25 protein-coding genes are annotated in these 25520 nt (G+C 65.0%); 12 read left to right on the top strand and 13 right to left on the bottom strand.

Annotation, left to right across the window (positions count from 1 at the left end; genetic code table 11):
- Positions 1–28: 28 nt before the first annotated feature.
- The 6 genes from nrdF to HMPREF9006_RS06210 all read right to left on the bottom strand — a co-directional run bounded on the left by nrdF (position 29) and on the right by HMPREF9006_RS06210 (position 4339).
- A complete protein-coding gene (gene nrdF, locus HMPREF9006_RS06235) occupies positions 29–991 on the bottom strand; it encodes a class 1b ribonucleoside-diphosphate reductase subunit beta (protein WP_034231290.1) in 963 nt (320 codons plus the stop codon).
- Positions 992–1146: 155 nt separating this feature from the next.
- The gene (locus tag HMPREF9006_RS06230) at positions 1147–1476 is read right to left on the bottom strand and encodes a hypothetical protein (RefSeq protein ID WP_009212724.1); all 330 of its coding nucleotides are present in this window, start codon (positions 1474–1476) and stop codon (positions 1147–1149) included.
- Positions 1473–2162, bottom strand: coding sequence for a hypothetical protein (locus HMPREF9006_RS06225; protein WP_009212723.1), 690 nt, complete (start codon positions 2160–2162; stop codon positions 1473–1475). Before HMPREF9006_RS06225 ends, HMPREF9006_RS06230 begins: the two co-directional genes overlap by 4 nt.
- Complete coding sequence (locus tag HMPREF9006_RS06220) at positions 2155–2688, bottom strand: hypothetical protein (protein WP_009212722.1); 534 nt, start codon at positions 2686–2688, stop codon at positions 2155–2157. The genes HMPREF9006_RS06225 and HMPREF9006_RS06220 overlap by 8 nt, the downstream gene beginning before the upstream one ends.
- Positions 2685–3128 (bottom strand): hypothetical protein, encoded by a 444-nt coding sequence (locus tag HMPREF9006_RS06215; protein ID WP_009212721.1) that lies wholly within the window; start codon positions 3126–3128, stop codon positions 2685–2687. The genes HMPREF9006_RS06220 and HMPREF9006_RS06215 overlap by 4 nt, the downstream gene beginning before the upstream one ends.
- A complete protein-coding gene (locus HMPREF9006_RS06210) occupies positions 3125–4339 on the bottom strand; it encodes a hypothetical protein (RefSeq protein ID WP_009212720.1) in 1215 nt (404 codons plus the stop codon). The genes HMPREF9006_RS06215 and HMPREF9006_RS06210 overlap by 4 nt, the downstream gene beginning before the upstream one ends.
- A gap of 479 nt (positions 4340–4818) precedes the next feature.
- On the opposite strand from HMPREF9006_RS06210, the gene HMPREF9006_RS06205 reads away from it, so the two are divergent.
- The 3 genes from HMPREF9006_RS06205 (at position 4819) to HMPREF9006_RS06195 (ending at position 8147) form a co-directional block, all read left to right on the top strand.
- On the top strand, positions 4819–5346 hold the full coding sequence (locus tag HMPREF9006_RS06205; protein WP_198002544.1) for a hypothetical protein: 528 nt from the start codon (positions 4819–4821) through the stop codon (positions 5344–5346).
- A gap of 62 nt (positions 5347–5408) precedes the next feature.
- Positions 5409–7001: an ATP-binding protein gene (locus HMPREF9006_RS06200; RefSeq protein WP_009212718.1), complete on the top strand. Its 1593-nt coding sequence runs from the start codon at positions 5409–5411 to the stop codon at positions 6999–7001.
- Between the two features lie 66 nt (positions 7002–7067).
- On the top strand, positions 7068–8147 hold the full coding sequence (locus HMPREF9006_RS06195) for a tetratricopeptide repeat protein (RefSeq protein ID WP_009212717.1): 1080 nt from the start codon (positions 7068–7070) through the stop codon (positions 8145–8147).
- A 24-nt stretch (positions 8148–8171) separates the two neighbouring features.
- On the opposite strand, the gene HMPREF9006_RS06190 is transcribed toward HMPREF9006_RS06195, so the two are convergent.
- Both HMPREF9006_RS06190 and HMPREF9006_RS06185 read right to left on the bottom strand, forming a co-directional pair.
- Positions 8172–8684: a hypothetical protein gene (locus HMPREF9006_RS06190; protein WP_009212716.1), complete on the bottom strand. Its 513-nt coding sequence runs from the start codon at positions 8682–8684 to the stop codon at positions 8172–8174.
- Positions 8685–8717: 33 nt separating this feature from the next.
- Complete coding sequence (locus tag HMPREF9006_RS06185; RefSeq protein ID WP_034231285.1) at positions 8718–10028, bottom strand: alpha/beta fold hydrolase; 1311 nt, start codon at positions 10026–10028, stop codon at positions 8718–8720.
- 262 nt (positions 10029–10290) lie between these two features.
- Here HMPREF9006_RS06185 and HMPREF9006_RS06180 point away from each other — a divergent pair, with 262 nt between their 5' ends.
- Together HMPREF9006_RS06180 and HMPREF9006_RS06175 are read left to right on the top strand one after the other, a co-directional pair.
- Positions 10291–10866, top strand: coding sequence for a hypothetical protein (locus HMPREF9006_RS06180; RefSeq protein ID WP_232209840.1), 576 nt, complete (start codon positions 10291–10293; stop codon positions 10864–10866).
- A 5-nt stretch (positions 10867–10871) separates the two neighbouring features.
- A complete protein-coding gene (locus tag HMPREF9006_RS06175; RefSeq protein WP_009212713.1) occupies positions 10872–11426 on the top strand; it encodes an OmpA family protein in 555 nt (184 codons plus the stop codon).
- A gap of 113 nt (positions 11427–11539) precedes the next feature.
- On the opposite strand, the gene HMPREF9006_RS06170 is transcribed toward HMPREF9006_RS06175, so the two are convergent.
- From HMPREF9006_RS06170 to HMPREF9006_RS06155, 4 genes are all read right to left on the bottom strand, one after another.
- Positions 11540–12463, bottom strand: a complete 924-nt coding sequence (locus HMPREF9006_RS06170; protein ID WP_009212712.1) for a sensor histidine kinase — start codon at positions 12461–12463, stop codon at positions 11540–11542.
- Positions 12460–13212 carry a response regulator transcription factor gene (locus HMPREF9006_RS06165; RefSeq protein ID WP_009212711.1) on the bottom strand — a complete coding sequence of 251 codons (753 nt, stop codon included), beginning with the start codon at positions 13210–13212 and terminating at the stop codon, positions 12460–12462. The genes HMPREF9006_RS06170 and HMPREF9006_RS06165 overlap by 4 nt, the downstream gene beginning before the upstream one ends.
- A gap of 164 nt (positions 13213–13376) precedes the next feature.
- On the bottom strand, positions 13377–13706 hold the full coding sequence (locus HMPREF9006_RS06160; RefSeq protein ID WP_009212710.1) for a branched-chain amino acid transporter permease: 330 nt from the start codon (positions 13704–13706) through the stop codon (positions 13377–13379).
- Complete coding sequence (locus HMPREF9006_RS06155) at positions 13703–14488, bottom strand: AzlC family ABC transporter permease (RefSeq protein WP_232209839.1); 786 nt, start codon at positions 14486–14488, stop codon at positions 13703–13705. The genes HMPREF9006_RS06160 and HMPREF9006_RS06155 overlap by 4 nt, the downstream gene beginning before the upstream one ends.
- Before the next feature lie 265 nt (positions 14489–14753).
- Here HMPREF9006_RS06155 and HMPREF9006_RS06150 point away from each other — a divergent pair, with 265 nt between their 5' ends.
- The 4 genes from HMPREF9006_RS06150 to HMPREF9006_RS06135 all read left to right on the top strand — a co-directional run bounded on the left by HMPREF9006_RS06150 (position 14754) and on the right by HMPREF9006_RS06135 (position 17890).
- On the top strand, positions 14754–15653 hold the full coding sequence (locus tag HMPREF9006_RS06150) for a cysteine ABC transporter substrate-binding protein (protein ID WP_009212708.1): 900 nt from the start codon (positions 14754–14756) through the stop codon (positions 15651–15653).
- A gap of 83 nt (positions 15654–15736) precedes the next feature.
- A complete protein-coding gene (locus tag HMPREF9006_RS06145) occupies positions 15737–16396 on the top strand; it encodes an amino acid ABC transporter permease (RefSeq protein ID WP_009212707.1) in 660 nt (219 codons plus the stop codon).
- Positions 16377–17054, top strand: coding sequence for an amino acid ABC transporter permease (locus HMPREF9006_RS06140; protein WP_009212706.1), 678 nt, complete (start codon positions 16377–16379; stop codon positions 17052–17054). The genes HMPREF9006_RS06145 and HMPREF9006_RS06140 overlap by 20 nt, the downstream gene beginning before the upstream one ends.
- Entirely contained in the window at positions 17042–17890 is an 849-nt protein-coding gene (locus HMPREF9006_RS06135; RefSeq protein WP_009212705.1) for an amino acid ABC transporter ATP-binding protein, read from the top strand. The genes HMPREF9006_RS06140 and HMPREF9006_RS06135 overlap by 13 nt, the downstream gene beginning before the upstream one ends.
- A gap of 2010 nt (positions 17891–19900) precedes the next feature.
- Here HMPREF9006_RS06135 and HMPREF9006_RS06125 read toward each other — a convergent pair.
- Positions 19901–20968 carry a ribonuclease H family protein gene (locus HMPREF9006_RS06125; protein ID WP_009212703.1) on the bottom strand — a complete coding sequence of 356 codons (1068 nt, stop codon included), beginning with the start codon at positions 20966–20968 and terminating at the stop codon, positions 19901–19903.
- A gap of 177 nt (positions 20969–21145) precedes the next feature.
- On the opposite strand from HMPREF9006_RS06125, the gene HMPREF9006_RS06120 reads away from it, so the two are divergent.
- The 3 genes from HMPREF9006_RS06120 to HMPREF9006_RS06110 all read left to right on the top strand — a co-directional run bounded on the left by HMPREF9006_RS06120 (position 21146) and on the right by HMPREF9006_RS06110 (position 25393).
- Positions 21146–22483 carry a hypothetical protein gene (locus tag HMPREF9006_RS06120; protein ID WP_009212702.1) on the top strand — a complete coding sequence of 446 codons (1338 nt, stop codon included), beginning with the start codon at positions 21146–21148 and terminating at the stop codon, positions 22481–22483.
- A gap of 177 nt (positions 22484–22660) precedes the next feature.
- Positions 22661–24010 (top strand): hypothetical protein, encoded by a 1350-nt coding sequence (locus HMPREF9006_RS06115; RefSeq protein WP_003796917.1) that lies wholly within the window; start codon positions 22661–22663, stop codon positions 24008–24010.
- 27 nt (positions 24011–24037) lie between these two features.
- Positions 24038–25393, top strand: a complete 1356-nt coding sequence (locus tag HMPREF9006_RS06110) for a hypothetical protein (protein WP_232209838.1) — start codon at positions 24038–24040, stop codon at positions 25391–25393.
- Positions 25394–25520: the final 127 nt, after the last annotated feature.

Genomic DNA, 25520 nt, shown 5'->3' with positions numbered 1-25520 from the left:
CCCGAAAGCCGTTGCCGACAGGGCGGTCCTAGAAGTCCCAGTCCTCGTCCTCGGTGTCGACGACCTCGCCCATCACGTAGGAGGAACCGGAACCGGAGAAGAAATCGTGATTCTCGTCCGCGTTCGGGCTCAGCGCGGCGAGGATCGCCGGGTTGACGTTGGTGGCGTCGTGCGGGAAGAGGGCCTCGTACCCGAGGTTCATGAGCGCCTTGTTCGCGTTGTAGCGCAGGAACTTCTTGACGTCCTCGGTCAGGCCCAGCGGATCGTACAGGTCCTCCGTGTACTGCTCCTCGTTCTCGTAGAGCTCGTACAGCAGAGAGTACGTGTAGTCGCGCAGATCGTCCTGGCGTTCCTGGCTCGACTCGTTCACCGCGAGCTGGTACTTGTAGCCGATGTAGTAGCCGTGGACCGCCTCGTCGCGGATGATCAGGCGAATCAGGTCGGCCGTGTTCGTCAGCTTGGCGTGCGCGCTCCAGTACATGGGAGCGTAGAAGCCCGAGTAGAAGAGGAAGGACTCGAGCATCGTCGAGGCAACCTTGCGCTTCTCCGCGTCGTCCCCGTCGTAGTAGGACTTGATGATCTCGGCCTTCTTCTGCAGCGCCGCGTTTTCGTTCGACCAGCGGAAGGACTCGTTGATCTCCTCCGTGGACAGCAGCGTCGAGAAAATCGAGGAGTAGGACTTGGCGTGTACCGACTCCATGAACGCGATGTTCGTGTAGACGGCCTCCTCGTGGGGGGTGCGCGCGTCCGGGATCAGAGAGACCGCCCCGACCGTGCCCTGCAGGGTGTCCAGGAGCGTCAGGCCCGTGAACACGCGGTTCGTCATGAGCTGCTCGCCCTTGGTGAGGGTCTTCCAGCTCGGCAGGTCGTTGGACAGCGGGACCTTCTCCGGCAGCCAGAAGTTGCCCGTCAGGCGGTCCCAGACCTCAAGGTCCTTCTCGTCTTGGATCTTGTTCCAGTTGATGGCCTCGAACACGGGCTCAATCGCCATGGGCTCCTCCTGCTCGGCGTGGGTCAAGGGACGAGGCCGACGGCCCCGCCTACAGGCACCAGGGTAGCGCCCGCCGCCCGGAGTGTCGCTGTGGTGTCTCGCGCGCCTACGAGGCCGCGGACGGGGCGCTCCTCCAGGGGGTGGCGGGGGCGTCCTCAGGTGGTGGGACGGACCGGATACCTATGGTTGTATGTGTCGTTGTACCGCTGGATCTCACGGAGGACGTCGGCGGCCGCGTCGTCCGTGCACTTGAAGTCTTCTGTCGCTGCGCCCAGGCCCAGGGCGACGCCGTTTGCGATCCACGCCATCTGGCTGATGGTTGTGTCAAGAGTCGTGAGGTGTTTCATCAGGGCCGCATGGTGGGTGCTGCCTGTGTTCGTGGTGCTCGGCGTCGGCACTTTCTTCAGGGAGGTGGAGGCACGGTCGAGGGCCGATATGATGGACTGAACTTCGTTGTAGTTCCATTCGATGTTGACGTATGTCATGGCTGATTCCTCTCGGGTGACAGGGTGAAGAAATACGTGATGAGCGCCCAGAGCTGCGTGTTGTAGATGGGGTGGACGGGGATGTGAGGTCCGGTGCTAGGCGCAAAAAGCGGAGCCTCGACCCTGTAGGCGGCCGCTGGTGTGATGAAGGTGGAGAGGGTGGAGGTCGGAACAAAGGAGTCCTTGTCCGTGCGCTCTTCCCGGATCCAGGTCGTGTATGCCCAGCGTTGGGCCACGAGAGCTTGCGCGAAGGCGGAATCTGAGGGGCCGTAGGAGGAATAGTTCTCGAGGAGCTGTGCCGTCTGTTCGGTCATGCCCTGCTGTGCGGCGTACACGATGGCCGTCGGCAGTACGGGAGGCCCGTCGAAGACGGCAGGGTTTGGCGTGAGGGGAGATATCGCCGCCGCGACGTGGGGGATTTCCTCGTTATCGATCTGATACATGTGGGTCTCAGTGTCGCCGTCGGGGGTAGTCGCAGTCCGGGCGACGACGCAGGGACCCGGCTGCATCCAGATGAGAGCCTGGCGGCACTGGGAAGCGTCCGGAGATGTAGTGGCGATGACCGTTCGTGAGCGAGCCGTGCTCATGAGAGCCGCGAGATGTGCCGCGTCGCCGGTGAGCCCCTCGGAGGTGGCGAAGCTCGAGGTGACATCGCCTGGAAGGACGATGTGAGGACGGTCAGGCATTGCGCACCTCCAGGCTCATGATGATCGCGAGAACGTCTTCGTTCAGGTCGCCGAAAGCGGGTGTCGTCATCGTTGCTGTCGCCGTGAGGAGGAACTCATTCCCGCCGTCGGAATGAATCCATGCCCACTGGCAGGCGGTGATGGGAACCTTGCCCTGAATGTAGATCCCCGTGCGCAGCTGCGACGATTCGGGTCGCGTCGGCCACGCGCAATCCTCCAGCATGCGGAAGCCGGGAACCTGATCGGACATGGACCGTGCCGAGTCGGTGAGCGCCTGCGCGGGCGTGGTGCTCGCGGGGATCGGGGATGCGAGCACGAGGATGGTGGGGGTGAAGTCGTAGTCGGCATCAGTGGGGCCGACCGCTAGGGCGATGACACCTCCTTCGGCTGGATGCTGATCGCTGCCTGGCGTACGATCCTGTGTGTCGTCGGCGCTCCCGAATGCCTGGTCGAGGATCGAGGCAATGTCCTCCTTTGGGCAGGAAGACCATCGCGGAGGCATGAGCCAATAGGACGACAGACTCATGGCGTGCTCCAGCCCTGCTTGTCGTCAGCAGACTCCTCGGAGTCCTCCGAAAGCTCGAACTGCGGGAGGGGGTCACCGTTCTCGTCCAACATGCCGTGGCGCTTCATGTACTGATACCGAGCGTCGGCCCAGCGGGGAACTGGTAAGGGGAAGAAATGGTAGATGGCGCCGATAAGAAAACAGAGTATACCGACGGCTGTGAGGATCCCCGTCATGACGTAATGGAGCCCCAATTTATAGCTGGTGTTTCCGAGGCTGCAGATGAAGAAACCAAGGCCAACGAGTGGGCGTGTTGTTGCTTGGCTTCTCGCGCTGCTGCTCATCCGCGAGGTGATGATGCGTGAGTTGCTAGAGAACGTGGTGTCGAGATAGGTCTCCATGTACCATGCGCCGATAATCATGAGACCGAAAATCGCACCAACCACTTCCCAGAAAATCATGACTGTGAACCTCCACTGTTGATGAGTGAGTGCATACCGTCGTTGACAATATTCCCTACCGTTTGTCCGAGTTTGCTTCCGGCAAGTCCACCAATAACGCCGCCGATCACGCCTCCGGCGAGAATCCCGACGGGACCGCCGACTGCCCCGATGGCTGCGCCAAGTTGTGCCCCGTAGGTGGCTCCGACGTATGCGCCTGTCGCGCTGGCAGCGCCCATCACGCCCGCTCTTGCTACCTTCTCACCCTGTCCCATCTCCGGGTGGTGGTAGGAGTCCGACTGGTAGCTGTCGTAGGCGCTGACGACGCCGTCGAGGACCGCGCACGCGCGGCCTGCGAGCTTGCCGCCCGTTCGCAGGGCGTCGGCCGCCTTGATCGTTCGGCTGCCGCCCTTGACGGCATCCACCCCCGGGACTTTCCAGTTTTTGAGGTTTCCTCGCTCGCTGATCTGCTTCCAGAGGGATGCGTCTTTGATTCCGGCTGGTGCCTGGTACTTGGCTCCCTTCGCCTGCAGGTAGACCGACTCGATCGTGTCTCCCAGGGTGTTGCGCATCGTGTCCGCCCAGCCGGGCAGGCGAGCTGACGCGTTCAATCCCGTGGGGAATCCGTACGTGTCGACGAATCTGTTGAATGCCGCGAGGATTGTTGACTCCCAGACGGTGGGGTCGATGCCTGCGAGATCGTCACCGAACAGTGATTCTGCGTAGGCGAACTTCTTCTGATTGATGCCACAGCGCTCCTTCAGCGACGCAAAGATGACGCCGACTCCGCCCGGAACGTTCGCAGGGTGGCTCACGGTGACTGTCGTGCCGTTGTGAGCGACCGTCAGTCCGGCCGCCGTGGCGTCGGTGATGATGGCCTGAAATTCCGTCCTGACGGGCTGCATTGCGCCCGCGTAATCCTCCAGGGCGGAATGTAACGAGCGGAAACATGACACGGCGTGCTCACTGGCGGAGATCATATTGGTCAGGTGCTCGACGACGGTCTCCACCAGCCTAGCTCTCTGGTGCTCGACCTGTCCGCGCGCTGTCGTCGCATCCGCGATGGCGTTGTCGAGCGCCATCATTGGTGTGTCGCACCAGTCCTTCAGTGACTGAACTGCGTCCACGTCAACTGGGAAGTCCCACGAAAAGGACTCGGCGAACTCGACGGTCCCGGCAGAATACGGGACCGCTGAATCCACCGCCGAAACGCTCGGGGGGGGGGTGCTCATCGATTCGCTCCAACTAAACAGTGCTTGGCCACCGGTGGGTCAGGTGCCGCTTGTTCAGCAGACTACTCCGTCCATTCCCACGCGTGCAAGACCGTGACAAACTCCCAAGATGCCGCGCGTGCGCCCGGTGTCGAAGACACGGGGCCACCTTTCGTGGACGAGGTCACCCCGGTGGAGGGGGCGAAGCTGCCTGTCGCCCCCGTATTCCCGGTGGAGCCACCGTCACCACGTCCCCCACGTGGGTGTGAAGCCGCTGGTCGCCCCCCTTTCCCGGACCGAGCCGAGCGGCCCCGCGGGTGCGGGCGAGCGCCAGCGCGGGATGCGGGGCGACACTCCCGGCGTATGCTGACCGCCGGAAATGTTATGGATTTGACACCTCACTCCATCGCGCAAAGGTATGAGATATCAACAAACAAGGATATTGTGGGGGAGTGAGATCCAGATCCTCAAAATTCGAGGCGGCGCCAAGACCCTACCGCTTGGGTAACGATCGGCTGCGCCGATACAACCGCGTGCGCGCCGAGCAGACGATCGCCGCGCGCATCAACCTCGCCATCGTCGTCGTCACCGCCGTCCTCATCGTCTCCGTCAGCGGCATCGTCGCCGCCGCGCAGATTGCCTCCATGTCGGAGCCGGACGACCACACCCTCTCCTTCGCGGCCAGCGCGCTGATCGTCGGGGGAGGCCTCGTCCTCCTGTCCCTCCTCGCTGCGCTCACCGTCAACGACCTGAGGTGGCGCCGTGAATGGTCCGGAAACGAAGATCTCGTCATCTTCTCCGACTCCCACGTCGCCCTGCGGGCCGCCCGGGCCGACGGATCCATCATGACCGCGTGCGCGCGCATGCAGCGCGCCTGGTTTGCGGCCTTCTTGGTCATCGCGGGGGTCGCCATCGTCGCGCAGTCCTGCCTCCTGGCAGCCCTCGTGTCCATTCCCCTGGCGATGAGCCTCTTCAACGCGTGGCGCTCGCTGCAAGCGCAGCGCAGGATCGCCTCGCGCACGCTCTGATTCACCGGCAATCCGCGCGTGCGCGTGAACCTGCTAGCCTGCCAGCCGGTAGGCTTGTGGGCATGACGAATCCCCTCATTGACTCCCTCGTGTCGATCATCGAACAACGGCCCGAGGACCACCCCCTGCGAGAGCATCTCGCGGAACTCCTGATCGCCGAGGGGAGGGGCGGCGAAGCCATCCCTCATCTCGCCGTCGTTCTCGCCGCCGACCCGACCAACGAGCGCGTCGCTGCCCTCATGCGCAGCGCCCTCGGCGCACCCGAGGCCCCCGCTCCGGCGGCTGGTTCCTCCCCTGACGAGGCGGCCTCGTCCTCGGAGAGTCCCGTCGCCGAAGAGTCCGCGGCGTTTACCGAAGACACCGTGCCCTCGACCCCTGATGTCGACGCGGCCGTGGCGTCCGCCGCGGAACCGGCTGAAAAACCCGTCCCCTACCCGCAGGACGCGTCGCAGATTCAGGGCGTATCCGACAGCGGCGGTGCCGACGAGTCCACTGCGGTGGCCCACGCCTCGGAGGATGCAGGCATTCCCGCGATCGTGTCGGTACATCCCCCGGCCTTTCCGCATGCGACCGAGGAAGCGACCCCCGACGAGGAACACGCTCCGGCGGCTGAGGCCGGAAACGAGCGTGATGGTGCCGCTCATACCGATGGCGCCAAAGAGCAACGCTTCGACTGGAAGAGTGCCGAGAAGCAGGTCGGCGGGCCTGCGCCCGCATTCGTGAAGCAGGGGGAAGTCGAAGGCGAAATCGAAGTTGACGACAAACCCCAGGGTGAGGTGTGGGACATCGAGAGTGTGACGTCAACGCTGGAGGACGTGGGCGGCATGCAGTCCGTCAAGGACCGCCTCACCATGGCCTTCCTGGCTCCGCTTCGCAACCCGGAAATCCGCAAGCTCTACGGCAAGAGCCTCAACGGCGGCCTGCTGCTGTACGGTCCTCCCGGATGCGGCAAGACCTACATCGCCCGCGCTCTCGCTGGCGAGGTCGGTGCCGCATTCATGAACGTTAGGATCAGCGATGTCATGGCACGCTACTTCGGTGAATCGGAAGCTAACCTCCACGAGCTCTTCGAGACCGCGCGTGCCAACGCACCCGTCGTGCTTTTCCTCGACGAAATCGATGCGATGGGCATGCGGCGATCGCACGCCGGATCTTACAACATGCGACCGATCACCAACCAGCTCCTCATGGAACTGGATGGCATCGGATCCGATAACGAAGGCGTGTTCATCCTCGCCGCCACCAACACCCCGTGGGACGTGGACTCCGCGCTGCGCAGGCCCGGACGCTTCGACCGCAGCGTCGCCGTCCTGCCTCCCGACGGCCCCGCCCGACAGGCAGTCCTCTACCACCACCTCAAGTCCCGTCCCGTCGAAGGCATCGACCTGGGCCACCTCGTGCAGCGCACCCAAGGATTCACCGGTGCCGACCTGGCCCACCTGGTCGACAGCGCCGTCGAATACGCGATGATGGACTCCTTGCGTACCGGCAACGTGCGCATGGTGACCATGCACGACTTCCTGAGGGCGCTGGAGCAGATTCGGCCCAGCGCTGGGCCCTGGTTCGTGACCGCCCGCAACTTCATCGAATACGGCAACCGAGACGGCCAATACGACGACCTCGCCGAGTACATGAGGGCAAACAACCTCATGTGAGGTGGTGGGCGGCGTCAGCACGCCGCCCACCACTCGCCGTTTGCTACGTGAGACCGAGGAGGATCGATGTCCAACGATGACATCAAGGAGCGGATTGAGCGCGCCTATTTCTTGATCGACATCAAGCGTCCCCAACAGGCCATCGAAGAGCTCGCCACGATCCCTCAGAGCGATCCGGAGGCCGCGGCGCGAGTGAATTGCGCCCTCGTCCAAGCCCACCTGACCCTCGATCAGAAGGAGAAGGCGTATGAGTGCGCCCGACGAGCTATCGAAGCCTCGCCCAATCACGCGATGGCGCTGTACTGGCTGGCGCACCTAGAGCCGGATTCTCGTCGCGCGCTCGACCATGCAACACGCCTCGTCGAGAGCAGTCCAGAGGTGGGGACTAGCCATGCCACAAAGGCCAACGCTCTTGCGCGTAACCACCGGTGGGAGGAGGCGCTGCACGCGGCGCGTGAAGCCGAGAATCTCGACCCCGAAGACTCCTATGTGCTCAACACCCTCGGCAGGGTGCTCGCCAGGGATGACGAGAAAGCGGCGCTCGAAGTCTTCCAACGCGTCCTCGCGCTCGAGCCGGAGAATGTGGCTGCTCGAGAATCCATCGCTTCCCTCGAAGCGGACGACCACGCCGACGCCAGCAGCCGCCTGTACCGCGACCTCCTCGAGCAGAACCCCGCCGCCAACGTCTACGAAAATCAGCTGCACTGGCTGGTGTTCAAACCGCTGTTCTCCCTGTGCTTGGGCGTGTCCGTCTCCTACCTGCTCGGCTGGTCCATTGTCGGTTTCATCTACGCGCTCGGCAGTCGTCAGGTAGCCCTCATCGTTGGGCTGGCGTGGAGCGCACTGTTTCCCCTGCGCGCCATGGGCTCCGCAGTGCGCCAGCACATCTCGCGGGTCGCCGCCGGTCAGGGCAAGACGCGCCGCGACGTCGTGGGCCTAGCGTTCAAGCGTCGCCCCGTCGGCGCGATGACCGCGACGATCTCGATCGCGATCATTGCGCTCACCCCCACAGCATTCGGAGCCGTGAGGTACTTCGTTCCCGCCTCCTCCTGGTGGACGGCCCTGGGTGCGCCCATCCTCATCATGCTGTGCGGATGGATCGGCGCCTTCGTCGCCTGGATCACGGCGACGAAGCTCGGTCGTTAAGGGGGCGCGCGGCGTCGCGCGAACCTACCCTCGAGGCAGCCCGCACGCGCCCTGTGACCGCGACGCCAGCGTCGCCGCGTCCAAGACGGCCGCGAGTCCCCCGAGGGCCAGCCCCTGCCTCGTGTGGGCGAAACGCACCCCGCTCGCGCGGCGGCGTTCCCCGCGACGGAACAACCACCGCTCGAGCGCAAGCGTGACAAGCGCGGATCCCGCTACCGCGCCCCCGAGGACCGCCAGCTCGCAGGGTGCGGCCTCCGTCACCCCCTCAAGGGGATCCTCGTCGGCAGCCTCCGCGCCTTTCGAGCAGTCAACCTCGTCGTCGTAGGGTGCCAGTTCCGGCTCATCGGGCAGCATCGACACGAGCGACCAGCCGATCACCCCCAGGAGCCCGGTCTTGATGAGCCCGCGCAGCGGGCGCGAACGCACGTAATCGGGCAGTGCGTACCACGCGACGGTGGCGCCAACCCCCGCCGCCAAGCCGGCGATCCGGGTTGGGTCCGCGGCGCAGGGACAGGAGCAGGAGGAGAGGGGAGCCATGGAGCGTCCTTTCAATCGGGTGATCGGTCGGCCTCAGTCGGCCAGCAGGTCAAGCAGGTGGGACACGACCGAGCCGCCGGAGTAGGCGGAACCATCGTGCTGGTACTCGTTGGTGATGTAGTGGCGCGCGCCGATTAACTCGCCCGTTTCCAGGGATAGCTCGCGCGGCACGAACATGTCGTCGTAGTACACGGCTGCAGCCACGGGCACCGTGTTGGTGGCCAGGACTTCGGGCAGGTACACGGGAGGGGCCTGCCTCGTGGAGGCAAGGATATCGGCGACGCCCGCCAGGGGAGCCAGGGCCGGATCCTCCTCGAAGACGTGACGCATGAAGTGCTCGCCCGTGAGGTAGAACGGTTCCTTCGTATCGAGCGGATCCGCGCCCTTGGCGAAGCCGGGCACCTCCTCCGCCAGGCGGTCCGCCGCCCACCCCGTTGCCGTTCCCGCCAGCTCGGGGGTGGCGCACGCGTAGATGTATTCCTGGAACACCCCGTAGATCGGCGCGACGCTGACCTGCGCGGCGACGGCCTGAAGGAACTGCGAGGACAGGCGCCGCGCCCCGCCGACGCTGACCCACGGACCCTCCAGCAGGTAGTGCAGTTGGTCCGTGTTCGCCTGCCCGCCCAGCATCATGCCGATCATGCGCAGGCGAGTGGGGGAGAGGCGCTCGCCCGTCGGCAGCACCTCTTCCGTGTCCGCCAGGTGTGCGCACAGCTCCCGCACCGTCTTCTCGTCGCCCGGATGGCGGCGGAAATAGGCGCGGTTGCGGGCGGCCGTGCGCTCGTAGGTGAGCCGGTAGATGTCGTCCACATGGACGAGGCCGGGCAGGCCACCCGTGATCAGGCTGGCCTTGAGGCCCCGGGGCGCCAGGGACAGGTAGGAGGTCGTGATGAATCCGCCGAAGGACTGGCCCAGCGTCGTCCATGGCTCGTCCCCGCACAGCTCCTTGCGCAGCGCCTCGGCGTCGTAGACGATCTGGTCCTGGCGGAAGTGCCGCAGGTAGTCGGCCTTCTCCTCGTCCGTCGCCAGGTGGGAGAGTGCCTGGGCGTCCATGCGCGTGGACTGGCCCGTGCCTCGCTGGTCCAGCAGGACCACCCTGTAGTCCTGGAGAAGACGGTTCATCCAGCCGCCCCCGAAGGAGCCGAAGCGGGGACTTGGATAGCCCGGACCTCCCTGCAGGAACACCGCGTAGGGGGAATCCTCGTGCCCCTTGCGCACGACTTCGCGCGCAAACAGCTCAATCGTCGGGTTGTCATCCCCGCGGGGGCGCAGGTGGTCCAGCGGGACCTCCAGGCGGTGCTCGTAGACCGTGTGTCCGTGATGCAAGTACGACTCTGTGTGCATGGACACAATCCTATCGCGTTCGCGTCGCGGACGCGGCGGCCCGCCTCTCTGCCGTCTCTCCGCCACGATCCCCCGCTCTGTTTCCGATGCGTGACACCGTGTCGCCAGACTGCGACACATTTGCGACCGGATGGTCAAACATTGCGGTTAGACTTCTTACGTCGGCGCCCCTGGCGCTGGGATAAGTACGACGGAACACGACCGGAGGATGATTGACATGAAGGCACAACGGAGCGGGAAGACACGCAGGATCCTCGCTGTCATGACTGCGCTGCCCCTGGCGCTCGCCCTGAGCGGCTGCCACCTGAGCGTGTGGAAACGAGAGAGCGGAGGCGGATCGAACCCCACCCCGTCGGCCTCCCAATCCAGCGACGCGGCGGCCCCCCAGTCGAACTCCTCGTCGCAGGCAAACGGCAACCCCAGGGCGCGCTCCTCCCAGGTTCTGAGCACCTGGGAGGGAAAGACCGATATCGGGGAGAGCTTCCGGGTCGACATCAACTCGGTGGTCGTCAAGGAGGACGTGACGACGCTGACCATGACCTTCACGAATACGGGGTCGAAGATCGGGATATGGTGGATGCGTGCCTTCGGTGGTGACCAAGCGCTGTCCGATGGCGTGAAACTCATCGACTATTCCCGTCACCTCGTCTACTCGCCGGGGAAGGCCGAGGACGGAACCTGCATCTGCAGCGACTACCAGGGTTCCGGGCTCGATACCGGTGAAAGTCGCACGGTGTACACCACCTTCAAGGGCCTTCCTGCGGACCTGACCAAGGTCGATGTGGAGATCCAGGGCGTCGGCACGCCCTTCGAAAACGTGCCCGTGACGAGGGAGTGAGCGCCATGATCGCGGTCAAGAGAATCGGATCGGCTGGCGTCGCGGTCCTCGCGCTCGTCGTCGGTGTCGGCATGAGCCCCGCCTACGCGGAGAACCCGCCGGGAGTCGACTACTCCGGCCCCCAGAGCAATCCGCAGGTCGTCTACCCCGAGCCCGTTGAAGTCCTCTACTCCGTCGGAACCACCGACGGCGCAGTCTCGACGAAGCAGAAGAAGGACACGACGATCACCACGCTCTCGGGGGACGTGAACTTCGAGGTCGACTCCGACCAGCTCACGGCCAGGGCCAGGGAGATCCTCGATTCCCTGGCGTCGGAGTGGTCCAAGACCAAGCCCTCCAAGGTCTCGGTGACGGGACACACGGACTCGGTCGCCGACGACGCCCACAACCTCGACCTGTCCAAGCGTCGGGCGAAGGCCGTGGGCGACTACCTGGCGAGCAAGGTCCCCGGCCTCTCGATCACGACCGATGGGAAGGGTGAGGCCGAGCCCATCGCCGACAACGAGACGGACGAGGGCCGCGCTCAGAACCGGCGCGTCGAGATTCGCGCGCAGAAGTGACGCTGCCGCAGGCGGGCAGGCCCCCCGAGCGGCCCTGCCCGCCGCGGCTCAACGCCAACCCTGACGCCAAGCCCCCTGCCCCCACCAGCCCCGTCACTGGTGGGGGCAGGCGTTCATTTCGGCGGCTGGGGGATCCTCGGCGGAGCGGAAGAAGCCTCCTCGGGCAACGGAAGGGTGAGGACGACGCTGGTTCCCACTCCCTCACGCGAGGTGAGGCGCACGTGCCCGCCGTGCCGCTCAATGACCAGGCGCACAAGAGGCAGGCCCAGCCCCGACCCGGAGCGCCCGACCGCGTTCGACCCGCGTGCCAGCTCCGCCCACACGCTCTGGCGTTCGGCCTCGGGAACCCCGATCCCCGTGTCGGCTACCTCGATGCTCACCCCGTCCTCCGACTGGCTGCCACGCACCTCGATGCTGTCGCCCTCGCCGGAGTACTTCACCGCGTTGAACACGACGTTCTGGATCGCGGAATACAGAAGATCCGCGTCCCCAACAACGTGCGGCAGAGGCCACGGGGCGGTGGGGAAGACCAGGGTGAAGCTGCGCGCCTCGCCCACGCTGGAGCGCGCGGCCTCCACGGCGTCGCGCGCCGCCTCCTCCAGGTCCACCAGCTCGCGCTCCATGGGCGCCGACGACAGGTCGGCCAGTTTGCGCAGATCCGTCACGAGCACTCCCATGCGCCTGGCCTGGGCCGCCACGAGGACCGAGGCCTCGTCGTTGGCGGGCGCCGTGGCCGCGAGGATCGCCGTCAGGGGATTCTTCAACTCGTGGTCCAGGCGCGCCAGAAACTGCCGGTGCTCAAGATCCCGGCGCGCCTGCGCCTCCGCCGCACCGGCCAGGCGCTCCCGCGACAACGCGGACGAGAAAAGCTCGAGCGCCACGGCTGTAGCCGACACGAGAAACCCGGCCGCAACGAAGAGGACGGGCAGGGACACCGCGACGCGGAGTTCCAGATCCGGACCCGCCAGCCACCACGCCAGGGCGCAGACGCTCGCGACCGCAAGGGGTGCCAGGGAGAGCACCAATCGACGGCTCATCGCGTTACCTTCCCGATGAAGCGGTACCCCCCGGAGGGGACGGTCTCGATAAACACCGGGTCGGAGGGGTCCTCCCCCAGGGCCGCGCGGATCTCCCGGATGCGGTGGTCCACCGCGCGCGTGGAGGAGGCGAAGTCGATGCCCCACAGCACCGACAGGAGGCGCTCGCGGGTGTGAAGCTCACCCGGGTGCGTCATCAGGTAGTCGAGGAGCCCCATCGCCTTCGGGGTCAGCTCAAGCTCCCTGTCGGCCAGGAAGGCGCGGCGGGCGAGGCGATCAAGCACGAGGCTTCCGCTGGTGAGGCGCTCGGCGGCCGACAGGGGGCGCGCCGAGTGCATGGAGCGGCGCAGCACGGCGCGGATGCGCGAGACCAGCTCCTGAGGATCGAAGGGCTTGGACAGGTAGTCGTCGGCGCCCTCGTCCAGCGCGGCCGAACGCTCGAAGGAGGTGTCGATCTGCGTGAGCAGGATGACGGGGGTCCACGTGCCGCCCGCACGGATGCGGCGCACCATCTCGCGTCCGTCCATGTGGGGCATCATAATGTCGGAGACGACGATGTCGGGTTCGAGTCGGCCGTGGGCGGCCAACCCCTCCTCCCCGTCCCGGGCCGTGTGGACCGTGAAGCCGCAGCGGCGCAGGAAGGGCGCGAGGCCATCGATGATGGCCGCCTCGTCGTCGACCAGCAGAACGGATGCCGTGGTGCCCGTCGCGGGGCCGACTGGGAGCGGGTTCCCGCTGCTCGTCGTCACGTTCTTCTCCTCGGTGTCCGGCTCCGATGGGTGGGCGCCGGTGGGAACGGGCGCCGTTAGTCAGGGTAGGCGACGCGTCGGGTGCTTGTCCATGGCCTCCCCGGGTCCTAGCCCCCGCCGATGCCACCCGATCGCGCGCGAGCGGTGCCTCCCGTCCCCGAGTCTCACTGCCAGTTCAGCAGTGCCACGTAACACACCGTCCCGATGCCGACGCTCCACAGGAGCCTGCGGCCGCTCAGCAGGTGGACGGCCACCGTCACGCCCGCGGCCACGAGCGCGGCCCACGAGCGTTCCCCGGCCGCTTGGGCGTTGTCGACGAGCGTCGACACAACCAGGATGAGCATGATTCCCGGCGGCATCCACGCCGCCATGTCGGACACGAAACGCGAGTCGCGCAGGGGCTCCAGGATCTTGAAAGGAAGGGCCCGCAGCGTGAAGTCAATGACGAAGACGATCACCAGGATGGCCAGCAGGTAGGCCAGCGTCGGGGTCACCGGGCGATCCCCCGATCCGTCGCGGTTCCAAGGACGCGCGCGGCCCTCGGGCGAGGCAGGGGGAGGAGGCCGCGCCTGCGCAGGAGGTGGCGCCCCGACAGGAAGGCGACGAAGAGGAGGAGGGCAACGAGCAGGCGATGGGCCGGGGCGAGCGCCATCGCAACCGCAAACGCGATCCCGGCCAACGCCACTGACGGAAGCTCCCGTGCGGAGCGGGAAGCGTCCAGCGTCAGCGTGATAAACAGGGCGGTGAGCGCGAAGTCCAGGCCGTGAATCTGAGTGGGAATCAACGAGCCCGCGAACACTCCCACCAGGCCCGAGACGAGCCAGGTGACGTGAAACAGGGCTTGCATCGCCAACAGTCGAGGTTTTGTCCACCCGTTGGGGCGTGCGGCGGTGAGTGCGTAGGCCTCGTCAACGAGGGCGTACATCGACAAGAGGCGGGCCGCCCGGCCCTCGATGACGTGCAGCGGGAAGGAGAACGCAAAGAAGATCAGGCGGAAGTTCACCAGCAGCATCGTCACGGCGATCACCGCGAGCGGGGTGTTGTGCGAGGCCAGGGTCACGACCAGCAGCTCCGCCGATCCCGAATAGGCGGCCAGCGAGAGGGCGGGAGCCATCCACCACGGCATCCCGAGCTGGACGACCAGCAGGCCGTACGCGAGGCCCAGGGGAATGTAACCGGCGGCCACGGGCGCCGTGATGCGCAGCCCGGCGACTATCTCGGCGCGGGTAGGGCTCGCCGGCACGAAGACGTTGACGGTGCGCGGCAGCTGAGGCATGGGAGCAATTGTCATCGGTGACGCCGCGTCGTGCGAGCGGGCGGGGCATCTCGTGACGACTTCCACGTTTTCTAGGTCCTTCGTCCCAACGGCGAGAGGGTGCATCCCTCTGACGCTCGACTGTCACACAGTTTCAAAAACTGTCACACAGTTTCAAAACGAGAAGCACCCGTCGCGCGAGCACGCCCGAGATGGAACCATCGACGACATCGCCGAGGACGCGCGCCCCGGCGATATCCATTGACAACGCACGTTAGGAGCCATCATGAGCGCCACCCACGCACGCAAGAAGCCATTCCTCCGACTCGCCACGGCAGCCCTCGCCACGGTCGCAGCCCTCGGCATGGCAGCCTGCTCCGGTGGCGCAGGCTCCGACTCCGCGACCAGCGCGCAGGTCGGTGACCGCAGCCCCGAACAGATCAAGGAAGCTGGCGAAATCGTCATCGGCATCTTCTCCGACAAGGCCCCCTTCGGCTACATCGACGCCGACGGCAAGCCCGCCGGATACGACGTCGTCTACGGCGACCGCATCGCCGCCGACCTCGGAGTCACCGCCAAGTACGTCCCCGTCGACGCCGCCGCCCGCACCGAGGTCCTCGCCTCGAACAAGGTCGACATCACCCTCGCGAACTTCACCGTCACCCCCGAACGCGCCGAGAAGGTCGACTTCGCCAACCCCTACTTCAAGGTCTCCCTCGGCGTCGTCTCCCCTTCCTCGGCTGAGATCACCGACGTCGGCCAGCTGGCCGGCAAGACCCTCATCGTCACCAAGGGAACCACCGCCGAAGCCTACTTCGAGGCCAACCACCCCGAGGTGAAACTCCAGAAGTACGACCAGTACTCCGACGCCTACCAGGCCCTCGAGGACGGCCGCGGAGACGCCTTCTCCACCGACAACACCGAGGTCATCGCCTGGGCCATCGCGCACCCCGGCTTCAGCGTCGGTATCAAGAGCCTAGGCGAGACCAGCTACATTGCCGCCGCCGTCAAGAAGGGCAACGCACCCCTCCTCGACTGGCTGAACAACCAGCTGACCGAGCTCGGCGAGGAGAACTTCTTCCACAAGGACTACGAGCAGACCCTCGCCCCCGTCTACGGTGACGCCGCGACCCCCGACGACCTCGTCGTCGAAGGCGGCGTCGACACCGCGTCCTCCACCAACTAACCCGGCGCGAGGCCCGCCCCCGGAAACCCGACCGCCGCGCGCGATCGGCCCGGCGGGCCACCGCCTCGTCCCATTCCTCACCCATGAACCTCGACATCCTGGCGCGATACGCGCCCCTGTACGTCGACGCCGCCATCCTCACTCTGCGGATCGCGGCCATCGGCATCGTCGGCTCGCTCGCGGTCGGCCTCCTCGTGGCCGCGATCCGGCAGTACCGGATCCCGCTCGCCGCCCAGATCGGTGCCGCCTACGTCGAACTGTCGCGCAACACGCCCCTGCTCGTGCAGCTCTTCTTCATCTACTTCGGCCTGCCGCGCGTGGGCATCAAGTGGAGCGGCGAAACCTGCGCGATCGTCGGCCTCATCTTCCTGGGCGGCGCCTACATGGCCGAGGCCCTGCGCTCCGGCCTCGACTCGATCGCCACCATCCAGTGGGAGTCGGCGTCCGCGCTCGGCCTCACGCCCGCCCAGACGCTGCGCCACGTCGCCCTCCCGCAGGCCATCGCGACCTCCGTGCCGCCGCTCGCCGCCAACGTCATCTTCCTCATCAAGGAAACCTCCGTCGTCTCCGTCGTCGCGCTGCCCGATCTCGTGTACGTCGCGAAAGACCTGATCGGCATGTCCTACAACACCTCCGAAGCGCTGGCCCTCCTGATCATCGCCTACCTGGTGATCCTCCTGCCCGTGTCCATCGCGGCCCGACTCATCGAAAAGGCGGTGCGCCGTGGCGGATTTGGGAATTAACGTCATTGTCGAAGGCCGCAACCTCGTGCGTATTCTCGAGGGCCTGGGCGTCACCGTCGGCATCTCCGCGCTCTCCGTCGTCCTGTCGCTGATCCTGGGCGTCTTCGTCGGCCTCGGCATGCGCTCGCGCTGGCGCCCCCTGCGCTGGCTCATGCAGCTCTACCTCGAGTTCGTGCGCATCATGCCCCAGCTTGTGCTGCTCTTCGTCGCCTACTTCGGGCTCACGCGCGTCGCGGGAATCAACCTGGACGGTATTACCGCGTCCGTCCTCGTGTTCACCCTGTGGGGAGGCGCCGAAATGGGCGACCTCGTGCGAGGCGCGCTCATCGCGATCCCGCGCCACCAGTACGAATCCGCCTACGCTCTGGGACTCACCCCGAGGCAGACCATGCGCCGGGTCATCCTGCCGCAAACCCTGCGCAGGCTTGCACCCCCGGCCGTCAACCTCATCACCCGCATGATCAAGACGACCTCCCTCGTCGTCCTCATCGGCGTCGTTGAGGTCCTCAAAGTCGGACAGCAGATCATCGACTCTAACCGTTTCACCTACCCCACGGCCTCGCTGTGGATCTACGGCCTTATTTTTGTGCTGTACTTCCTCATCTGCTGGCCCATATCGCTCCTCTCACGCCACATGGAGAAAACATGGCAGAACTGACATCCGGCACCTCCGACCAGGGCGGCACGCCTCGCGAGGGCAGCGCGCACGATCCCGCCACGGCCTCATCCCCTCAGGGCGTTGACACAGCGCAGCTGCGCCTCGTCGACCTCGACAAGACGTACCCCGGCGGACACCACGCCCTGCGCGGCGTCTCCCTCGACGTTGCCGACGGTGAAGTCGTCGTCATCATCGGCCCCTCCGGGTGCGGCAAGTCGACGCTCCTGCGCACGATCAACGGCCTCGAGCCCATCAACTCCGGGAGGATCATCCTTGACGGGACCGACTTGGCCGCGCCCGGCGTCTCCTGGCCCGAGGTGCGTCGGCGCATCGGCATGGTCTTCCAGTCCTACGAGCTCTTCCCGCACCTGAGTGTCATGGGGAACCTGACGCTCGCCCCCGGCCTCGTCGCGGGAGAAACGCGCGGTGATGCGAGCGCGCGGGCGCTGAAACTGCTTGAGCGCGTCGGCCTGGCCGACCGCGCCGACGACTACCCGCGTCAGCTTTCCGGCGGCCAGCGCCAGCGTGTCGCCATCGTGCGCGCCCTCATGATGAACCCCGAGATCCTCCTCCTCGACGAAGTCACCGCCTCCCTCGACCCGGAGATGGTGCGCGAGGTCCTTGACGTCGTCCTGGAACTGGCGCGCACCGGCATGACCATGCTTATCGTCACCCACGAGATGGGCTTTGCCCGCGCGATTGCGGACCGCATCGTTTTCATGGACGAGGGGCGCATTGTCGAGGTCGACCCGCCGCGCAAGTTTTTTGCGGACCCGTCCTCGGACCGCGCGCGCAAGTTTCTCGACATCTTCAGCTTCGAGGGCGCCAAGCTGTAGGGTATTCCCCGTTTGTTGGCACCTGGGGGCGGCGGCCCGCCCGCGAGATCGTCGCACGCGTGTCTTCGGCTCGGAGTGATCGATCTCGAAGCCCGGCCAGGCCTTGCCACCGCCCCCAGGTACCGCAGCCTGGACCAGCGGTCCACGCGGTGCCCTCCAAGCAGCAGGGGCTTGGTGTGCTGCTGGGGTGTTCGGCTAGGTTCCGCTGCCGCTCACCGGCACCATGACCAGGCCGCGTGGCGGTCTTGTGGTGGGCGTGGTTGCGCGTTCTGGATAGGAAGTTGAGTTCCGGAAAGGAACGGCGCCTCCGGATAGCTTATTGTCCTATCCGGGACGCAATGACCTATCCAGTTTGTCGTTTCCTATCCAGATCGTGCGTGTCTGCTCCGAGGCCTCATGCGTCGAGGCTCAGACGAACCCTGCAGGTCGTCTTCCCGGAATGGTCCGGGTTCTGGCTTATTCCTAAGCGGTGTTACACCCATCTCCACTCGTGCGTGCGTCAGTCCGTCCAGGTTCTGGCTTGTTTCTAAGCGGTGTTACACCACTTAGCGGGGTATTACACCACTTCCCAGGGGGTGTAGCGCTCCCTACCTGGTGTAATGCTGCCTAAATGGTGCAGTGTCGCGTATGCGTCGTTGGGGCTCGCGGATAGGAAACGGCTTCGCGGATAGGCTATGAGCATGTGGATACCTTAATAGCCTATCCGCGTGCTGATAACCTATCCGCGTGCGCGCAAGCTATCCGCGCAGGGACCCAGGCCCGGGTGGGCCCTGTGTGAGCCGGCGCCTCACCCGCAGGGCTCGCAAGCTTCCGAATATCGGTCCGTTGTCACCCCACACCAGTGCAGTTCAGGCGATTAACGTTGGCTGGTGGTGCGCCATGACCAGGCGCGTCTCATCAGAAGTAGCTGGTGCCCACACGCTTGACTCCAGCGAAGCGCTGCCCTCCATGGAGGGGTTCTTGGCGCGGTGGTGGCGTCTGACGTGCCTGCAGTTTCCGCGTTTATACTTGTGTCTCTCGGTGCTACACCCGATCCGTAGGCATTACACCCCTTCTGAACGGGTGCGTTGCCCCCTAACGGGTGCGTTGCCCCCTAACGGGTGCGTTGCCCCGCAAGGGGTGCGTTGCCCCCCAACGGGTGTCGCGTGTTCCGCACCGTCATGGAGGCCTGTCCGAGTTCGGCTGACTTCTCGACTTTCCGTTTGAGATGTTGCACGCGGCTCAGAAGGCTCGGAGTGTTTGATCGCGAAGTCCGGCTGGGACGTGCCGCCACCCCGGGGCGCTGCAGATATGCGTGTTGCCACGCGAAGTTCGGCAGCATTCTCCCACCGGGCATCCGAGCCTGCCGATAGCCGTTGTCGCTGTGGCCCTCAATGTCGCATGCGGCTCCTCCTCTGTGTCCTGCTTGTTTGGCCGAGTTCCCCGTGCCGCATCACGCCTGTTGGGCAATGATATGCGGCTCTCGGTTGGGGTGGGGCGAGCGAGGGCTGCCGCTCACCGTCAGTGACCTCACCGCGGCCGACGCAGGTGAGCCCGTGTCGCGAGAGGACAGCCGTACCTCGGAGCAGCTGCCGTCGCAGAACGCGTCGGTGATCCAGTGTCGCGAGAGGGCAGTCGCAGACGCGTCGGATCGTGGTTGTGAGCGCCTCTCCGGCCGTTTTGCGATCGCGAACGGCGACCTGCTGCATTCATGCGCATCCGCGTGATGCTGCGTCGGTTGGGGAGGCATTGCGCTAGCTCCCAGGTGCTGCAATCCCGTCCCCACTAGTGCAGTGCGCCGCCGGGTCGTGCGCTCCTTGCTCTACGCTCCACCCGTTGTTGACATCCTCGCATCCCAGGCGCGCTTGATCCTGCCGCTCAGACGTTATCGATACGGATTTCGCTCAGGTCTCACGTCCCCGACCCCGGTTTCGGCGCCTCCCGGCACCCCGCGCGCCTCGGCTCCGCCTGACTGCTTTGCGGCCGCCGCGAGAACCGTGCGCTTGGGAGCCGCTTGTGCTAGCAGGGCGATCAGGCGATCAGCGTCGACTGGTGGTGCACCATGATCAGGCGCGCCTCGCCAGAAGTCGCCGACGCCCACACGCTGGATTCCAGCGAGGCACCGCCCTCCCAGCGCACCCGGTAGCGGGTCAGGAACGCGCCGCCCAGGTCGTGCGCGTCGATGCGGCCGATAGCCGGGGAAGCGGGCGAGGGCCCCGCCAGCGTCGTGGTCGCACCGCCGCCTGGCCAGATGCGCGTGGTGCGCTCGTCGGTCATCCCCGCCAGCGACTCCTCGTCGCCTCCGGTCCACGCCAGGATGAACTCGCGCTCGCGGGCGATCGCGTCTTCGGTGGTCATCGCGGGCTCACTCACGGACGAGGCCGGGGCTGCCTCCGCGGGTTCGTTCGCTTCGGTGGGCGTGGAGAAAACGCTGGGATGAGAACGGAATGTCGACGTGGCGGCCTTGTTGGTGGAGGCGTCGTGTGAAGCGGGAGCGCTCCCCAGGGCATCAGTAGTAGCGGGCACGTTGTGCGGCTCGACGGACGCAGCCACAGTGGTCGCGCCCTCATCCGGCTGATCCCCGGATGCCTGATCTGAGGACGCCTGATCCGCCGACGCAGCGCCGCGCGACGTGCCGCCCCCGAACCCTGGGCCCGGCTCGGGTGTGCGCCCCGCCTGGTAGGCCTCGGCGCAGGAGCGTGCCAGGTCGTCGGCGCGCTCGTTCATGCGGTGCCCAGCGTGGCCCTTGACCCACTCGAAGGTGACGCGGCGCCCTTCCATGGCCCGATCGATCTCCTGGATGAGCTCCAGGTTTTTGATGGGCTTCTTGTCTGCCTTCGTCCAGCCGCGCTTCTTCCAGCCGAGCCGCCACTTGGACACGACGTTGATCGCGTACTGCGAGTCGGCGAGGATGTGCAGCTCTTCGCCGGTCTCGGCCGTGGCCTCAAGCAGACGCAGAATAGCGGTCAGCTCACCCAGGTTGTTCGTTCCCTGCGGCCAGCCGCCCGCGTCCCACGTGTCCTCGTCTACGTACCAGGCCCACCCCGCGGGCCCGGGATTGCCGAGGGAAGAACCGTCTGCCGCCGCCGTAATCGTCATGACCTCATCCTATCGGCATCCCGAGGCTTGATCGGAGGGGGACGAGGCCGGGGCTCGGTGTCGCCGTCCCGCGCGGTATCTGGGGCCTGGGATGGGGTGGCCCTGGCGTTGTGCCCTAGACTCGGGGATAGGCGCGTGATGCGCCATTTAGCGCAGCGATAAGAACGGAGCAGGACGATGAAGCCGCATACTGACGAGCCGCTCAGCGATGGCACCCGCGCGAGGAACCGCAAGGGATCGCTCAGTCGCAAGGGCGTGCGTCGGTGCGGCGTCGTTGCGGCCGCACTGTCGATCGTCATGCTGATGTCGAGCTGTATGTCTCAGGGGGCTGTGACGGAGAAACGGGCTGATCAGCTGAGTCTGGGGGATGCGGTGATTGCTGTGCGGCTGAGCCAGGGAAAGTTCTCGGCGGGGCTTCCGGACCCGCCGAACGACAACTGGATCGTGCTGCTGGACGCGCAGGGTCGGGGGCAAGCGACCCGTATTGAAAACAAACGTGGCAGCGATGTGATGTGGACTGAACGCGGTCTCTCCTTTGGCGCGCCGGATAAGGAATACGTGACGACCGATCAGGGAACGCAGGAGATCGATGTTAAACACTCGTGGAGTTCTGAGTATCAACGCTTCTCGCTCCCGGACGGGAGAATTGCTGTCGTAGATTTGAGCGACGGGATCAGGGTCGACACGATCCACCCTAATGGGCGCATTGAGACGACGGAAATACCCGATACTAGTGCGCCGGTTGGGCAGTGCGGGCAGCACATCGTTGGGATCACCGATACTGAGGAATCTGAGAGCATCAGGTCGGCGGCGTTCGAGGCCTATGCAGCCCAGTCGGGCGGTGAGATGCCCGAGAATGTGGCTGCTGTGATTCAGATCGATGAACCCACTGGTGATGTTCCCCGACTCCTTGCGGTGGCACCTGCGATCGATGGCCTGGTGGAGGGTTGGATGAGTGTTCCGTGCGACGGGAACGTCATCACGGTTCTGAGTCTCCAGCAGGACGACCCAGCCGCTGTGCGTAGCGGTAAAAGGAACTCACTCGAAGGGGTTTTGGTCCTGCAGCGATGGGACCTGTCCACAGGGCAGCGCACGATCATTCCTGTGCTTGATGAAGCAGGACAGCCCATCGAAACGGATCAGGATAATAACCTCTACGGTGTTCGAGCGATCCGGGTGGGGGATGAGTACCGCTTCGTGACGAAGAAAGGGGATGCCTTCGCGGTTGACATGATGAGCGGCAACGCCCGGCACCTTTTCTCGATTCCATCGGAGAAAACTTTCATCCCAGCGGTATTCCAGGTGAGTGAGACCGGCGTGTATGCGCTCGAGCAAAATGATGATGAGGACGTCCTCACTCTTTCGTACCAGCCGTGGGATGGGGGCGGCAAGCGTGTGCTCTTGACGACGGGCACAATGTCGCGCTACCTCGTGGAGCGAAATCTGCTGATGGGGTACAGGCGCAGCGTCGAGTCCTTTGCCCTACGCCCCGGCTGGGACGGTGGCGCGCAGTAGCGCGTGCAGCCGGGTGGTGCGCTGACTCTGGGGGTTGGAGCACGAGGCCGGGGCTCGGTGTCGTTGTCCTGCGCGGTATCTGGGGCCTGGGATGGGGCGGCCCTGGCCTCGTGCCCTAGACTCGGGTGTGGGCGCATGATGCGCCCGTTAGCGCAGTGACGAGAATGGATCAGGACGATGGAGCCGCATACTGACGAGCCGCTCAATAATGGCACCCGCGCGAGGAACCGCAAGGGATCGCTCAGCCGCAAGGGCGTGCGCCGGTCCGGCGTCGGTGCGGCAGCACTGTCGATCGTCATGCTGCTGTCGGGCTGTCTTTCCCTTGCATCTCTCGACGAAAAACCTATCGACAAGCTGACGACGGGTGAGGCGGTCATCGCCCTGCGGCTGGGTGGTGCAGAGGCGTCTGCGGCCCTGCCGGGTGGAACGGGTGACAACTGGATTGTGCTCCTCGACTTCCAAGGGCGGGGGCAAGCCGGGCATGTCGAACGCGGGGAGCGTGGTGATATCGCATGGACTGAGCTCGGGGTGTCGTACGGCGTCCAGGCGGAGGATTTTTTGACGACGCAGGAGGGGACGCAGCGGATCCCCCGCGTGGGTGATCGTTCCGTTGAATATTTCCGTTTTGCGCTCCCCGATGGGCGAATCGAAGTCATCAGTGCTGCGAGAGGCTCTGGTATTCGTGCGGACATCATCGAGCGTGATGGAACGATGACGAGCGTGGAGACCGACGACAAGTCGGGCGGCTTTGGGCTGTGTGGGTCGCGGGTTTTAGCGATTATGAATACGGAGGTGTCCCAGAGCATGAAGTCCGCGGCGTTCGAGGTCTATGCCGCTCAGTCGGGTGGCGAGGGAAGTGAACCGGAAGATTTCTCGGTTGTCGTGCAGTTGGATGATCCTGCCGGAGCTACCCCGCGGATCCTCGCGGCAGCGCCGATGATTCCGGGCTTGAGGTCAGTGCAGCACTTGTACGCCTGCGAAGGGAATTTGCTGACAGCACCGAGCATCCAAGTGGATGATCCCATCGGCGCGAGAGGGAGCAGCGTCGTTGCGGCGAGAGGGACCCTCGTTCTCCAGCGCTGGGATCTGTCGACGGGGCAGCGCTCGGTGAGCCCCGTGCTCGATGAGGCAGGAAACGCTATCCACCTCAATGAGGATTTGGATATCTATGGTGACAAGGCGATCCTAGTGGGCGACGAATACAGGCTTATCAGTCGCCATGGTCATGCCTTCTCAATCAATCTGACGAGCGGACAGGGCCGTCACTTGTTTTCCATCCCCGAGCAGGTCGGACAAGGGGACATGGTGTTCCAGGTGACCGAGAGCGGCGTTTATTTCTTGACGGATAGCTCCCGCGAGCACGCAGTCACTCTTTCCTATCATCCGTGGGACGGTGACGATTCTCGCGTGGTTCTTTCGACGGGCAGCCTGGAGGGCTACCTGAGGGTGCGCAAGCTGTTCTCGGGTGGTCAGCGCGCCATCGAGTCCTTCGCCCTACGCCCCGGCTGGGATGGCGGCGCGCAGTAGCGCATGCAGACGAGGACGGAGACGACCATGAGTACACACAACGGTGAGAAGCGCGAGACGGGTGCCGACGAACAGGAGCAAGGCAGCTCGAAGAAACCGAAGCGTTCCCGGCGATGGGCGTTCCTGACGCTCGCTCTTCCGATTGCGCTGCTCGCGTGGAGTTGCGCTCCGAAGGCTCCCCTGCCAGTGACGCCGACCAGCAAACTGGCCATTGGGGATGCCGTCATTGCTGTGCAGCTGGGTGAAGCACAATCGCAGTCGGGCCTTGAAGCCCCAATTCAGGACAACTTGGTCGCACTTGTTGACGTGCACGGGGAGCAGGATATCGTGCGTATCGGCAACCAGTGGGAAGGTAGGATCCTGTGGTCTGATCGCGGTATTTCCTTCGGTGCCGAGCAATGGGAGTACCAGACGACAGAAAACGGAACGAGTAGTCAAGAAACTAAGGGCTGGCGGGCCTCGAACGTCCAGCGTTATGAGTTGTCGGATGGTCGATTCATCGTGGTTTCGTACGAGATGGACTTGGGTTACCGGGTCGATACGATCGAACTTGATGGAAGCGTGACGAGTGTGTCAACGCCCGGAACGCGCGGGGACATGGGACAGTGCGGGGATAGGATCCTGTCGATCGTTGATACGAAGCAGCTCTGGCGCAGGAAGCAAGAGGCCCTTGAAGCCTACGCCGCGCAGTCGGGCAATGATGGTGCGCAGCCGGAGGAGCTGTCTGTTGTTGTTCAGTTGAATGATCGCGATGGTGATACTCCCCGCCTCGTTGGCGTCGCGCCAATGATCGACGGCTTGGTGTCGGGACAGAGAGAGTTCGCCTGTGAGGGGGACGTGATCACGATGCCGAGCGTCCAAACGGGCGACTCTCGAGACGTTCGTGTGATGGCAGATGGTGGAGAGACGGGAACGATGGTTCTCGAGCGCTGGGATCTGTCGACGGGGCAGCGCACGATCATTCCTGTGATCGACGAGCAGGGGAATCCTATCGAAATAGATAGAGAGCACAGCATTTTCGGCTACCGGGGGATCCAGGTCGGTGATGAGTACCGGTTCATCAGTGAAGGCGGGGATGCGTTTGCAGTGGACCTGAGGAGCGGTCGAGGTCGCTTCCTGTTTAGTTATGACGGTACGCGAATCAACCAGCGAATGGTGTACCAGGTAAGTGAGACGGGCGTCTACGCGCTCGAGGGTCGCCGGGAGGATCACAATGTCACCCTCTCTTACCGGCCGTGGGATGGGGGAGCATACCGGGACGTCATCACAATGGACAAGCTGGCAGACTACGTCTGGTTGGAGGGCGATATTCTGTCGTCGGGCCACTGGCGAAGGATTCAGTCATTCTCTCTGCGCCCCGGGTGGGACGGCGGTGCCCAGTAAGGTTGTTCGGTTGTCCGAGCCTCGTGCCCGGTTGGGATAAGGCTTCGGCTGCTACGACGATGGGACGAGGCCGGGGCCGCCCGGGCGGAGTGCCCTAGACTCGGGTGCGGGCGTGGCCGCGCCCGCT

Origin of the sequence: Actinomyces sp. oral taxon 180 str. F0310, from assembly GCF_000185285.1 — a bacterium.
Classification (GTDB): Bacteria; Actinomycetota; Actinomycetes; order Actinomycetales; family Actinomycetaceae; genus Pauljensenia.
This window is presented reverse-complemented; position numbering and strand designations above follow the sequence as displayed.